Source organism: Kitasatospora sp. NPDC038210, assembly GCF_055600605.1.
In genome coordinates this window covers 388,150-401,616 of record NZ_JBVJYK010000006.1, presented here as the reverse complement: position 1 = coordinate 401,616, position 13,467 = coordinate 388,150, and the positions used below count along the sequence as shown (strand labels likewise).

The 13,467-nt window shown below is 70.2% G+C and carries 8 protein-coding genes; all 8 read left to right on the top strand.

The features are described from left to right. The first annotated feature begins 195 nt into the window (after window positions 1-195). Window positions 196-2,805 carry a SpoIIE family protein phosphatase gene (locus ACZ7KX_RS15835; RefSeq protein WP_470326911.1) on the top strand — a complete coding sequence of 870 codons (2,610 nt, stop codon included), beginning with the start codon at window positions 196-198 and terminating at the stop codon, window positions 2,803-2,805. A gap of 135 nt (window positions 2,806-2,940) precedes the next feature. Then, window positions 2,941-4,728 (top strand): ABC transporter family substrate-binding protein, encoded by a 1,788-nt coding sequence (locus ACZ7KX_RS15830; protein WP_470326910.1) that lies wholly within the window; start codon window positions 2,941-2,943, stop codon window positions 4,726-4,728. 490 nt (window positions 4,729-5,218) lie between these two features. Further along, window positions 5,219-7,123 (top strand): translational GTPase TypA, encoded by a 1,905-nt coding sequence (gene typA / locus ACZ7KX_RS15825; protein ID WP_396544614.1) that lies wholly within the window; start codon window positions 5,219-5,221, stop codon window positions 7,121-7,123. 431 nt (window positions 7,124-7,554) lie between these two features. Further along, window positions 7,555-9,198: a peptide ABC transporter substrate-binding protein gene (locus ACZ7KX_RS15820; RefSeq protein WP_470326909.1), complete on the top strand. Its 1,644-nt coding sequence runs from the start codon at window positions 7,555-7,557 to the stop codon at window positions 9,196-9,198. A 144-nt stretch (window positions 9,199-9,342) separates the two neighbouring features. Continuing rightward, window positions 9,343-10,272 (top strand): ABC transporter permease, encoded by a 930-nt coding sequence (locus ACZ7KX_RS15815; protein ID WP_470326908.1) that lies wholly within the window; start codon window positions 9,343-9,345, stop codon window positions 10,270-10,272. Beyond that, window positions 10,265-11,209 (top strand): ABC transporter permease, encoded by a 945-nt coding sequence (locus ACZ7KX_RS15810; RefSeq protein ID WP_470326907.1) that lies wholly within the window; start codon window positions 10,265-10,267, stop codon window positions 11,207-11,209. Before ACZ7KX_RS15815 ends, ACZ7KX_RS15810 begins: the two co-directional genes overlap by 8 nt. A gap of 19 nt (window positions 11,210-11,228) precedes the next feature. Then, a complete protein-coding gene (locus ACZ7KX_RS15805) occupies window positions 11,229-12,278 on the top strand; it encodes an ABC transporter ATP-binding protein (protein WP_470326906.1) in 1,050 nt (349 codons plus the stop codon). After that, a complete protein-coding gene (locus tag ACZ7KX_RS15800; RefSeq protein WP_470326905.1) occupies window positions 12,271-13,287 on the top strand; it encodes an ABC transporter ATP-binding protein in 1,017 nt (338 codons plus the stop codon). The genes ACZ7KX_RS15805 and ACZ7KX_RS15800 overlap by 8 nt, the downstream gene beginning before the upstream one ends. The last annotated feature ends 180 nt before the right edge of the window (window positions 13,288-13,467 follow it).

Here is a 13,467-nt window from a genome sequence, read left to right as displayed (position 1 = left end):
TGCCATCGGGGGCCCGGGGGGAGCGCGCGCCCCGGAAGGGGGCGCGAGCGTGGCATTGTGGTTGCGCGGGCGGTAGGACAAAAACCTTCGCCCGATCTGATGTTGTGATGTTGAGGGCGTGTGAACGCACCCCTTGATGATGAATACTCGGTCTTCTCGACATCCGGACGGTCGCGGGTTGGAGGGGTCGGTCCGTTGAACAGCACTCCGGCGCGGAGCGCGCCGATCAGCAGCGGTCATGCCGCTGTACCCGGGCAGGCCGGTACGTCGCACCTGCCCGTACCGGCGACCCGGCCGGACGGCGACACCGCGAGCCGCGGCGCCCACCCCGTCGCCGAGGCGCGGCCGTGGGGCGCCGGCGACCCGGGCACGATCTACGACTACATCCGGGTCGCGACCTTCGCGATCGGCCCGGACGGGCGGATCAGCCAGTGGAGCGAGCGCGCCGCCGAGTTCTTCGGCGTCCCGGCCGCCGACGCCGTCGGCGCCGACCCGATCACCACGTTCGTCCCCCGCGAGCTCTGGCAGCGCGGCCGCGCCCGGCTGGAGCGAACCCTGGCCGGCGAGGAGTGGGTCGGCACCACCCCGTACCGGGAGGCCGGCGGCGGCGAGGGCCTGGCCGAGCTGTACCTGATGCCCGACAGCGCCCTGCCCACCGCGGGCGCCACCTGCCTGGCCGTCGACCTCGGACGGCTGCGCCGGATCGAGACCGACCTCGCGGCCTCCGAGGCCGTCTTCGGGCAGACCCCCACCGGCTTCGTGCTGTTCGACGACCGGCTGCGCCTGCAGCGGGTCAACGACGCCTTCGCCTCCGGCATGGGCCTGGTCCCCACCGACCTCGAAGGCCTCACCCCGCACGACCTCTTCCCGCCGTCCGAGGCCGACCGGCTCACCGCCGCCCTGCGCAAGGTCCTCGCCACCGGCGAGCCCGTCTTCGACCTGCGCTTCCACGGGGCCGTCCCGACCCGCGACGGCAACCGGCTCTGGGCCGTCTCGCTGTACCGCCTCAACGGCGCCGCCGGGCAGCCGATGGGCGTGGCCGGGCAGGTCTCCGACGTCACCAGCCGGCACGTCGCCGAGCGCGAGGCCGACGGCGTGCGCCGCAACCTCGCCCTGCTCAACGAGGCCAGCGCCCACATCGGCTCCACGCTCGACCTGGAGACCACCGCCAAGGAGCTGCTGGACGTCGTCGTCCCGCCGTTCTGCGACCTCGCCACCGTCGACCTCTACACCGCGCTGCTCTCCGGCGAGACCGTTCCCAGCGCCGGCCGGCTCGGCGACACCGTGCTCACCGACGGCAGCGGCGAACTGCGCCGGGTCGCCGTCTCCAGCGTGGTCGGCGGCGCCTCCTCGGTGCTCGGCTCGGTCACCGGCCTGCCCATCGCCGAGGCCGGCGGCACCCTCTGTTACCCGCGCCGCTCCCCGCACGCCCGGGCGCTGCGCACCGGCCGCAGCGTCGTCCCCGACCCCGGGCCAGACCCGCTCCTGCGCTCCACGCTGATCGTCCCGCTGGTCGCCCGCGACCAGGTGCTCGGCCTCGTCCAGCTCTCCCGCGCGATCGGCAGCGAGCCCTTCGACGCCCGCGACGTCGCGATCGCCGAGGAACTCGTCGCCCGCGCCGCCGTCTGCATCGACAACGCCCGGCTCTACCGCCGCGAGCACGAGCGCGCGCTGATCCTCCAGCGCAGCCTGCTGCCCCCCGGCAACCCGGCCGCCAGCGGCCTGGAGATCGCCTGCCGCTACCTGCCCAGCAACAACAACACCGAGGTCGGCGGCGACTGGTTCGACGTCATCCCGCTGCCCGGCAACCGCACCGCGCTGGTCATCGGCGACGTGATGGGCCGCGGCCTGCGCGCCGCCGTCGCCATGGGGCAGCTGCGCACCGCCGTCCGCACCCTGGCCATGCTCGACCTCGACCCCGCCGAGGTGCTCACCGCCCTGGACGAGATCGCCCGCGGCCTCGGCGACGACTCCGTGCCGGCCGGCCCGCCCACCCCGTACGGCCGGCTCACCTCGACGGCCGACGAGGAGGCGCGCGAGGTCTACCTGGCGACCTGCGTCTACGCCGTCTACGACGCCGTCACCCGCCGCTGCATCTTCGCCAACGCCGGCCACCTGCCGCCGGTGCTGCTCAGCCCCGGCGAGAGCGCCCGGATGCTCGACGTACCGCCCGGCCTGCCGCTCGGGGTCGGCGGCGAGCCCTTCGAGGAGGTCGAGATCGTCCTCCCGGACGGCGCCGTGCTCGGCCTCTACACCGACGGCCTGGTGGAGAGCCGCAAGCACCAGCTGGACGAGGGCCTGCGGGCCTTCCGCTCGGCGCTCTCCGTCGAGGGCAAGGGCCTGGAGGACCTCTGCGACCACGTGCTCGGCGAGCTCAACCCGCACCACGGCGAGGACGACATCGCCCTGCTGATGGCCAAGGTGCACGCGTTCCCCGAGGACGCCGTCGGCAACTGGTTCCTGCCGCCCGAGCCCACCTCCGTCGCCAAGGCCCGCGAGCTGGCCTGCAGCTGGCTGCTGACGCGGGGGCTGGAGGAGCTGGTCGACACCACCGAGCTGCTGGTCAGCGAGCTGGTCACCAACGCGCTCAAGCACGGGCGCGGCGAGATCCGGCTGCGGCTGCTGCGCGAGCGCGGCCTGGTCTGCGAGGTCTGGGACGACGGCTACGCCCAGCCCCGGCAGCGGCGCGCCCAGGAGACCGACGAGGGCGGGCGCGGCCTGCAACTGGTCAGTCTGCTGGCCGAGCGCTGGGGCAGCCGGCGCACGCCGAAGGGCAAGATCGTCTGGTTCGAGCTGGCGCTCTAGCCGGACCGGGAACTCCACCGGGGACGGCCCGGCCGTACGGGTCGGGCCGCAAGGGTTCGGCCGTAAGGGTGCAGTCGCACCCGGTCCGCCGTGTCGGCGCGGGCCGAGCCGCGCGGGCGGCGTTCGATGGCCGCCATGCGCGTCCGCCAGCTCACCGCCGCAGCCGCCGCGCTGCTGCTCGCCGCCGGTCTCGGCGGCTGCTCCGACGACCCCGACCCCGCCCGTACCCCGGCCCCCGCCCCGGTCTCGGCCGATCCCACCGCGACCACCGGTGACGTCCGGGCCGCCGACCGCACCGACGTCCGGGGCGGCGGCACGCTGCGCTGGGCGGTGGACGGCGTCCCGACCACGCTGAACGTCTACCAGGGCGCGGCGACCGCCGACTCGGCGCTGCTCGCCCACGCGCTGTACCCCTCGCTGTTCCGCCCCGACGAGCACGGCCGGCTGGTGCCCGACCCGGACTACCTGGCGGGCGCGGAGTCCACCCCGCCGGGGCAGCTGCCGCAGGTGGTCACCTACCGGCTCAACCCGCACGCCGTCTGGAGCGACGGCACGCCGCTCTCGGCCGCCGACCTCGCCGCCCAGCGGGCCGCCCTCTCCGGGCTGGACCCGTCCTACCGGGGCGCGCACCCGGCCGGGTACGAGGCCATCGACTCGGTCGCCCGGGGCGAGGACCCGCACGAGGTGCGGGTCACCTTCCGGCGGCCGTACGCCGAGTGGCGCTCGCTGTTCGGGCCGCTCTACCCGGCGGCCGAGACCGGCACCCCGGCCGCCTTCGACCGGGCGCTGACCGACGGCGGCCACCCGAGCGCCGGGCCGTACACCCTCTCCCGGTACGACGCCGGGGGCGGGCGGGTCACCCTGACGCGCAACCCGCTCTGGTGGGGCGACGTGCCCAAGACCGACCGGATCGACTTCCTCGCCGTGCCGCCCGAGCAGCGGCTGGACGCGCTCGACCAGGACCGGCTGGACATCGCCACGCTCACCGCGGCGGTGGACCGGGCGGTGCCGAGCCCCGCCGCGTCCGCCCCGGCGGCGGCACCGCCCGCCGCGGCACCCGAGGCGGCGGCGTCGGCGCTGCGGCGGGCCGAGTCGCTGCACGGCGTCACCGTGCACCGGGCGGCCGCGGCCTCGCTGACCCAGCTCACCGTCAACGCCGCCCGCGGTCCGCTCACCGACCCGGCCGTGCGGCGCGCCCTCGCCGGGGCCGTCGACCGGCGGCGGATCGCCGACGCCGCGCTCACCCCGCTCGGCCTGCCCGCCGCTCCGCTCGGCAACCACCTGCTCGCCGGGGACCAGGAGGGCTACCGGGACAACAGCGCCGCGACCGGCCCGCAGGACCCGGCCCGGGCGCTGGACGCGGCGGGCTGGAAGCGGCCCGCCGGCCGGGGCACCCGCACCAAGGACGGGAAGCAGCTCGCCCTCACCCTGCTCGTCCAGGCCGGCTCGGCGACCGCCAGGCGCACCGCCGACGCGCTCACCGCCGACCTCGCGGAGTACGGGATCGCCCTGAAGCCGGTGACGGCGCCCGCCGAGACCTTCGTCCCGGACCACCTGGCCGTCGGGGACTACGACCTCGCGCTCTTCTCCTGGCCGGCCGGGCCCAGCCCGGCGAGCGAGCAGCGCCCCGCCTACGCCAAGCCCCGGCCCGGCCCCGACGGCGCACTCGACGCCGGGAGCAACTACGGCCGCAGCGGCACCGAGGAGATCGACCGGCTGTTCGACCGGGCGTCCGCCGAACCGGACCCGGCGGCCCGGCTGGACCTACTGCAGGAGGCGGACGTACGGATCTGGCAGCTCGGGCACTCGGTGCCGCTGTTCCAGCGGCCGGAGCTGGTCGGAGTCCGGGAGGGCGTGGCGGGCGCCGGGGCGTTCGGCTACGGCTGGCCGCGCTTCCAGGACGTGGGGTGGACGGGCTCCTGAGGACGGGGCTCCTGAGGACGGGGCCCCTGAGGACGGGGCTCCTGAGGACGGGGCCCCTGAGGACAGGGCCCCTCGGGACGGGCCCAGCTCCCGGGCGAAGCGGCACAGCGCGGCGGTGAAGGCGCGTTCGCCGGAGCGGAAGGCCGGGTCCGTCTCCCCGTTCAGGATCAGCACCGGCGCCTCGACCCGGCGCAGCGCGTCCGGGGCAACGGGGCACTGGGTCGCTGGATCACGAACGGCAGACCGTCGGAGTGCGGCCGCGGGGTGAAGAGCACGTGACCCACCTGTGATCTTGATCCCGCCCGACCTGCTCGTTTCCGCCCACCTGGGCCCTTCCCCGTACGATAGGAGGAAGCCGAGGCATGTCCATATGCCCGGCGGGTGGACCGGTAGTAGCAGGCGGAACGGGCGGCGGCGATCGACAGGGATCGCAAGTGCGCGTCACGCAGCCGGGCGCCGCAACCCACGATTCCGGGAGAATCCGCAAGGCATGCCCACGCGCAACGACATCCGTAACGTCGCCATCGTCGCCCACGTCGACCACGGCAAGACCACGCTGGTCGACGCCATGCTGAAGCAGGCCGGCGCCTTCGCCGCCCACCAGCAGCTCGACGACCGCATGATGGACTCGAACGACCTGGAGCGCGAGAAGGGCATCACCATTCTCGCGAAGAACACCGCGGTCAAGTACCACCCCAAGGACGGTGGCGCGCCGATCACCATCAACATCATCGACACCCCGGGCCACGCCGACTTCGGTGGCGAGGTCGAGCGCGGTCTGTCGATGGTGGACGCGGTCGTCCTGCTGGTCGACGCCTCCGAGGGTCCGCTGCCGCAGACCCGCTTCGTGCTGCGCAAGGCGCTCACGGCGCGGCTGCCCGTCATCCTCTGCATCAACAAGACCGACCGCCCGGACTCCCGGATCGACGAGGTCATCAACGAGACCTACGACCTGTTCCTGGACCTGGACGCGGACGAGGACCAGATCGAGTTCCCGATCGTCTACGCCTGTGCCCGTGACGGCGTCGCCTCGCTGACCAAGCCGGAGAACGGCACCGTCCCGGCGGACAGCACCAGCCTGGAGCCGTTCTTCTCCACCCTGCTGGAGCACGTCCCGGCGCCGAGCTACGACGCGGACGCGCCGCTGCAGGCCCACGTCACCAACCTGGATGCCGACAACTTCCTCGGCCGCATCGCGCTGCTGCGCGTCGAGCAGGGCGAGCTGCGCAAGGGCCAGACCGTGGCCTGGATCAAGCGCGACGGCACCATCTCGAACGTCCGCATCTCCGAGCTGCTTATGACCGAGGCACTCACCCGCAAGCCGGCCGAGGTGGCGGGCCCCGGTGACATCTGCGCCGTCGCCGGCATCTCCGACATCATGATCGGCGAGACCCTGGCCGACCCGGAGAACCCGATCGCGCTGCCGCTGATCACGGTGGACGAGCCGGCCATCTCGATGACCATCGGCACCAACACCTCGCCGCTGGTCGGCCGTGGCGGCAGCGGCAAGGGCGCGGACGCCAAGTCCGGCGCCAAGGTGGACCGCAAGGTCACCGCCCGCCAGGTGAAGGACCGCCTGGACCGCGAGCTGATCGGTAACGTCTCGCTGCGCGTCCTGGACACCGAGCGTCCGGACGCCTGGGAGGTGCAGGGCCGTGGTGAGCTGGCGCTGGCCATCCTCATCGAGACCATGCGCCGCGAGGGCTTCGAGCTGACCGTCGGCAAGCCGCAGGTGGTCACCAAGGAGGTCAACGGCAAGACCCACGAGCCGGTCGAGCGCCTCACCGTGGACGTGCCGGAGGAGCACATGGGCGCCGTCACGCAGCTCATGGGCATCCGCAAGGGCCGGATGGACAACATGTCCAACCACGGCTCGGGCTGGGTCCGGATGGAGTTCGTCGTGCCGTCCCGCGGCCTGATCGGCTTCCGCACGGAGTTCCTGACCAACACCCGCGGCACCGGCATCGCCCACTCGATCCACGAGGGCCACGAGCCGTGGTTCGGCACCCTGACCACCCGCAACAACGGCTCCCTGGTCGCCGACCGGGCCGGCGTGGTGACCGCCTTCGCGATGACCAACCTGCAGGAGCGCGGCGTGCTCTTCTGCGAGCCGGGCACCGAGGTGTACGAGGGCATGATCGTCGGTGAGAACTCGCGCTCCGACGACATGGACGTGAACATCACCAAGGAGAAGAAGCTCACCAACATGCGGTCCTCGACCGCCGACGTGGCCGAGTCGATCGTCCCGCCGCGCAAGCTCTCGCTGGAGCAGTCGCTGGAGTTCTGCCGCGAGGACGAGTGCATCGAGGTGACCCCGGAGACGGTTCGCATCCGTAAGGTCGTCCTGGACCAGAAGGACCGCGGACGCACTGCCTCGCGCGCCAAGAAGGCGTGATCAGGACGCACTGACGGCCATTGGCCGGAATGTTTCGCCCCCCTTTCCAATGGAGAGGGGGGCGAACTTTTTCAACTACTCCAAGTTGTCGGGGCCGGTATTAACCGAATAACGCTCATCACACCCGGGTGTCCGCTGAGCGGACGCGACGGTTCGTCATGCATGACGACTGTCCGTTTGGTACCTGTCTGGCTATGTCTCAAATGTCCGGTTTTCGAAACTTACCGACTGTTCATGTGACCTAATTGAGATCGTCACTGGTCACTTTCGTGTCCGTGCGTGACGGATAGTGGAGCCAGTCAGGCTCGGGTCAAGGGTGAACGCGCAGGGGTGCGCGCCGAAACCACGAGCGCGGACGGCATTGCGGGCCCGGTGACAACCGTTCCGTGGTGCCCTCCTCGTTGCAATCGTCGAATTCAGGAGGCACACCGATGCGTGGTGGGAGCCAGGCCAAGTGGGTTGTCGCAGCTGTTGCGGTCGCCCTTGCCGCGACTGCTTGTAGCAGCAGCAGCGACTCCTCCAGCGGGGGCAGCTCGGACGGTGCCGCGGTCAACCCCGCGGGCATGTTCAGCTACCAGAGCGGCGAGCCTCAGCGCCCGCTGCAGCCGGCCAACGCCATGGAGAACCAGGGCGGCCGTATCGTCAAGCAGCTGTTCACGGGCCTCGTCGACTACGACCCCGCGACCGGTGCGCTGCGCAACCAGGTGGCCGACAAGATCGAGACCACCGACGCCAAGACCTACACCGTCACGCTGAAGTCCGGCTGGACCTTCCACGACGGCACCCCGGTCACCGCCAAGTCCTTCGTCAACTCGTGGAACTGGTCGGCCGCTCCGGCGAACAACCAGATCAACTCGGACTGGTTCTCGGACATCGTCGGCTACGACGCGGTCCACCCGGACAAGGACAAGGGTGACCCGACGGCCAAGGAGATGTCCGGTCTCAAGGTCATCGACGACACCCACTTCACCATCGAACTGACCAGCCCCGTCTCGTACTTCACGTACAAGCTCGGCTACTCGGCCTTCTTCCCGCTGCCCGACGGGTTCTTCTCGGACCCGGCCGGCTACGGCCAGAAGCCGATCGGCAACGGCCCCTACAAGTTCGAGTCGTGGGAGCACAACAAGGCCATCACCCTGAAGGCCTACGACAAGTACGCGGGCACCAACAAGGCGAAGAACGGCGGAATCGTCTTCCGCGCCTACACCTCGCCCGAGGCCGCGTACAAGGACCTGATGTCCGACACGCTGGACGTCCTGGACCAGGTCGACTCGACCGACCTGCCGAAGTACAAGGACGACCTGGGCAAGCGCGCCGTCGACCAGGCGCAGGGTGCCATCCAGAACATCTCGTTCGCGCTGTACAACGCGGAGTGGACCGACCCGGCCAAGGCCAAGGTCCGCCAGGGTCTCTCGATGGCGATCGACCGCGACACCATCACCAAGACCGTGCTGAACAACAGCCGTCAGCCCGCCGACTCGTTCGTGGCGCCGGGCGTCATGGGCTACAAGGCCGGCACCTGTGGTGACGCCTGCAAGTACAACCCGGAGAAGGCCAAGCAGCTGATCACCGAGGGCGGCGGCGTCCCGGGCAACAAGATCGGCATCATCTACAACTCCGACGGTGGCCACAAGGAGTGGGTGGACGCGGTCTGCAACTCGATCCGCCAGGCGACCGGTGTCGAGTGCCTCGGTGACCCGAAGCCCGACTTCAAGACCTCTCGTGACATCATCACGAAGAAGGCCGTCCCGAGCATGATGCGTACCGGCTGGGTGCAGGACTACCCGCTGAACGCCAACTTCCTGCGCGACGTCTACGGCACCGGTGCCGCGGCCAACGACGCCGGCTACTCGAGCGCCGAGTTCGACAAGCTGTCGCACGAGGCCGACGCCGCCACCTCGGTCGAGAAGACCGCGGACCTGTACCAGCAGGCCGAGGCCGTTCTGGCCAAGGACATGCCGGCGATCCCGCTCTGGTACTACAAGACCAACTCGGGTTACTCCAAGAAGGTCCAGAACGTGAAGTTCAACTCCTTCGGCGACCCGGTCTACACCGACGTCGAGGTCAAGAAGTAGTAATCGGTCGGCACCGCCTGACCCGGTGACAACGGCCGGTGCCCGTCCCATCCCCACAAGGGCGAGGACTGGCACCGGCCGTTGGCACGCCGACTTATCTCTGGCCGGGTTGACGGGCCCGGCAGAGTCATACATGGAGGCACGATGGGGCGCTTTGTCGCAAGGCGACTGCTCCAGATGATCCCGGTGTTCCTCGGAACGACCGCACTCATCTTTTTCATGGTGCACGCGCTGCCCGGTGACCCGCTGGCAGCGCTGTGGGGCGACAAGGCGCCGGACCCGGTGCAGCTCGCCGCGCTGAGGCACCAGCAGCACCTCGACGAGCCGCTGGTCCAGCAGTACCTCTCCTACATGGGGGGCCTGCTCACCGGCGACTTCGGCACCGGGGTCACGGACGGACGTCCGGTGCTCGACAAGATCACTGAGGCACTGCCGGTCACGGTCCGGCTGGCGCTGTTCGCGTTCGTCATCGAGATCGTGGTCGGTATCGCCATCGGCCTGTTCTCCGGCCTGCGCCGCGGCAAGCTGTTCGACAAGGGCACCCTGGTCCTCACCCTGCTGCTGATCGCGATCCCGGTCCCGGTGCTCGGCTTCGTCGTCCAGACGGTCTTCGGGCAGAACCTCAAGTGGGTCACCCCGACCGTCCAGGACAGCAACGACATCACCCAGCTGGTGCTGCCGGCCGTCGTGCTCGGCTCGCTGTCGCTGGCCTACGTCGCGCGCCTCACCCGTACCTCCATAGCCGAGAACATCAAGGCCGACTACGTCCGCACCGCGGTGGCCAAGGGCCTGCCGCGACGCAAGGTGATCGGCACCCACCTGCTGCGCAACTCGATGATCCCGGTGGTCACCTTCCTCGGCACCGACCTCGGCAACCTGATGGCCGGCGCGATCGTCACCGAGGGCATCTTCAACGTCCAGGGTGTCGGCCACGCGCTGTACCAAGCGATCAACGCGAAGGATGGCGCGACCGTCTCCGGTTTCGTGGCCTTCCTCGTGCTCGTGTACCTGGCCGCCGGCCTGATCGTCGACCTGCTTTACGCGGTCCTGGACCCGAGGATCCGGTATGCCTGATCTGACTGAGAAGAAGACCTCCGGGGACATCCCGGCCCAGCGCACCGCGGACGCCCCGGCACCGAAGCAGGAGAAGGCCCGCAGCCTCGGCTCGGACGCCTGGCACGACCTGCGCCGCAAGCCGATCTTCGTGATCTCCGCGCTGCTCATCCTGCTGCTGATCGTCATCGCGATCGCGCCGGGCCTGTTCACCTCCGTGGACCCGCGCGCCGGCGACCTGCGCAACCACTACCTGACGAAGCCGAACTACGGCCACCTGTTCCAGGCCGACTGGTTCGGCTACGACCTCCAGGGCCGCAGCATCTACGCCCGCGTCATCTACGGTGCCCGCGCCTCGGTCGTGGTCGGCATCTGCGTCACCCTCGGTGTGACCATCCTCGGCGGCATCACCGGCATGCTCGCCGGTTACTTCGGCGGCTGGGTCGACACGCTCATCTCCCGGATCACCGACATCTTCTTCGGCATCCCGCTGCTGCTCGGCTCGCTGGTGATCCTGAACGCCTTCACCGAGCGCACCATCTGGAGCGTGGTCTTCGCGCTGATCGTCCTGGGCTGGACCCAGATGACCCGTGTCATGCGCGGTTCGGTCATCACGGTCAAGCAGGCCGACTTCGTGACCGCGGCCAAGGCGCTCGGCGCCGGCACCACCCGGATCCTGTTCAAGCACATCCTGCCGAACGCGATCGCCCCGGTGATCGTCGTCGCCACCATCGCGCTCGGCGGCTACATCGCCACCGAGGCGACGCTGAGCTTCCTCGGCATCGGTCTGCAGGACCCGACCATCTCCTGGGGCATCGACATCTCCTCCGCCCAGAAGGTGATCCGGACGGCGCCGTTCGCGCTGTTCTTCCCCGCCGGAATGCTGAGCATCACGGTGCTCGCGTTCATCATGCTCGGCGACGCGGTGCGCGACGCCCTCGACCCGAAGCTCCGCTGAGAGAAGAGGTGACGACCCGATGACCACCGTGATCGAGAACAACCAGAAGAACGACCGTCTCGAAGTCGGAACCCCGCTCCTGGAGGTCAAGGACCTCCACGTGGAGTTCCACACCCGGGACGGGATCGCCAAGGCCGTGAACGGCGTCAACTACTCCGTCGCGGCGGGCGAGACGCTCGCCGTGCTCGGTGAGTCCGGCTCCGGCAAGTCCGTGACGGCGCAGACCATCATGGGCATCCTGGACATGCCCCCGGGCAAGGTGACCCAGGGCGAGATCCTGTTCCGCGGCCGGGACATGCTCACGATGAGCAACGAGGAGCGCCGGAAGATCCGCGGCCAGAAGATCGCGATGATCTTCCAGGACGCGCTCTCCGCCCTCAACCCCGTGCTCAGCGTCGGCTACCAGCTCGGCGAGATGTACCGGGTGCACCAAGGCGCCTCCAAGAAGGAGGCGAAGGAGAAGGCCATCGAGCTGATGGACCGGGTGCGCATCCCGGCTGCCAAGCAGCGGGTGAACGACTACCCGCACCAGTTCTCCGGCGGTATGCGTCAGCGCATCATGATCGCGATGGCGCTCTCCCTGCAGCCCGACCTGATCATCGCCGACGAGCCCACCACCGCCCTGGACGTCACCGTCCAGGCCCAGGTGATGGATCTGCTCGCCGAGCTGCAGGCCGAGTACAACATGGGCCTGATCCTGATCACCCACGACCTCGGCGTGGTCGCCGACGTCGCGGACAAGATCGCCGTGATGTACGCGGGCCGGATCGTGGAGACCGCCCCGGTGCACGAGCTGTACGCGAATCCCGCGCACCCGTACACCAAGGGCCTGCTCCGCTCCATCCCGCGCCTGGACCAGAAGGGCCAGGAGCTCTACGCGATCAAGGGCCTCCCCCCGAACCTGCTGAAGGTCCCGGCCGGCTGCGCGTTCAACCCCCGTTGCGACGTCGCCACCGACCTGTGCCGCACCGAGATCCCGGCGCTGCACCACGTGACCGACAAGGACGGCAAGGAGCTCACCGGCCGCCGCAGCGCGTGCCACCTCTGGAAGGAGACCCTCCATGGCTGAGAACATCCTGGAGGTCAAGGACCTGGTCAAGCACTACCCGCTGACCCAGGGCATCCTGTTCAAGAAGCAGGTCGGCGCCGTCAAGGCCGTCGACGGCATCTCCTTCGAGCTGAAGAAGGGTGAGACGCTCGGCATCGTCGGCGAGTCCGGCTGTGGCAAGTCCACGCTGGCCAAGGTGCTGATGAACCTGGAGCAGGCCACCTCCGGCCAGGTCCTGTTCAAGGGCGAGGACATCTCCCGGCTGTCCGGATCGGCGCTCAAGGCCGTCCGCCGGAACATCCAGATGGTGTTCCAGGACCCGTACACCTCGCTGAACCCGCGCATGACGGTCGGCGACATCATCGGTGAGCCGTTCGAGATCCACCCGGAGGTGGCGCCGAAGGGCGACCGCCGCAAGGCCGTCCAGGACCTGCTGGACGTCGTGGGTCTGAACCCGGAGTACATCAACCGGTACCCGCACCAGTTCTCCGGCGGTCAGCGCCAGCGCATCGGCATCGCCCGCGGCCTCGCGCTCAAGCCCGAGATCATCATCTGCGACGAGCCGGTCTCCGCCCTGGACGTGTCCGTCCAGGCGCAGGTGATCAACCTGCTGGAGCAGCTGCAGGGCGAGTTCGGCCTGTCGTACATGTTCATCGCGCACGACCTCTCCATCGTCCGGCACATCTCCGACCGCGTCGGCGTGATGTACCTGGGCAAGATGGTCGAGATCGGCACCGACGAGCAGATCTACGAGAACGCCACCCACCCGTACACCCAGGCGCTGCTCTCCGCGGTGCCGGTGCCGGACCCGGCGGCGCGCGAGTCCCGCGATCGGATCATCCTCAGCGGTGACATCCCCTCGCCGGCCAACCCGCCCTCCGGCTGCCGCTTCCGCACCCGCTGCTGGAAGGCGGAGGACCGCTGCGCCGAGGAGGTGCCGCTGCTCGCGGTCCCCTCGGTGCTGGAGGGCCCGGCCGCGCACGACTCGGCCTGCCACTTCCCCGAGGTCCGGGAGCAGGCCGCGGCCTGATCCCCGCACTCCCCGGAAGGGCCCGTGGCTTCCCGCCACGGGCCCTTCCGTCGTTCGGTCGCTCCGGCGCCGCGTCGAACGGCGCCGCGTCGAAGGCCGCCGCGTCGAGCAGTCGCCGCGTCGAAAGACGTCGAACGCAGTTCGCCGATCCGGCGCCACGTCAACTCGGCAGGGGGGCAC

Excerpts from the sequence above, each read along its gene's own strand:
- ACZ7KX_RS15830 (WP_470326910.1), top strand. The coding sequence starts at position 2,941 with ATGCGCGTCCGCCAGCTCACCGCCGCAGCCGCCGCGCTGCTGCTCGCC.
- typA (WP_396544614.1), top strand. The coding sequence starts at position 5,219 with ATGCCCACGCGCAACGACATCCGTAACGTCGCCATCGTCGCCCACGTC.
- ACZ7KX_RS15820 (WP_470326909.1), top strand. The coding sequence starts at position 7,555 with ATGCGTGGTGGGAGCCAGGCCAAGTGGGTTGTCGCAGCTGTTGCGGTC.
- ACZ7KX_RS15815 (WP_470326908.1), top strand. The coding sequence starts at position 9,343 with ATGGGGCGCTTTGTCGCAAGGCGACTGCTCCAGATGATCCCGGTGTTC.
- ACZ7KX_RS15810 (WP_470326907.1), top strand. The coding sequence starts at position 10,265 with ATGCCTGATCTGACTGAGAAGAAGACCTCCGGGGACATCCCGGCCCAG.
- ACZ7KX_RS15805 (WP_470326906.1), top strand. The coding sequence starts at position 11,229 with ATGACCACCGTGATCGAGAACAACCAGAAGAACGACCGTCTCGAAGTC.
- ACZ7KX_RS15800 (WP_470326905.1), top strand. The coding sequence starts at position 12,271 with ATGGCTGAGAACATCCTGGAGGTCAAGGACCTGGTCAAGCACTACCCG.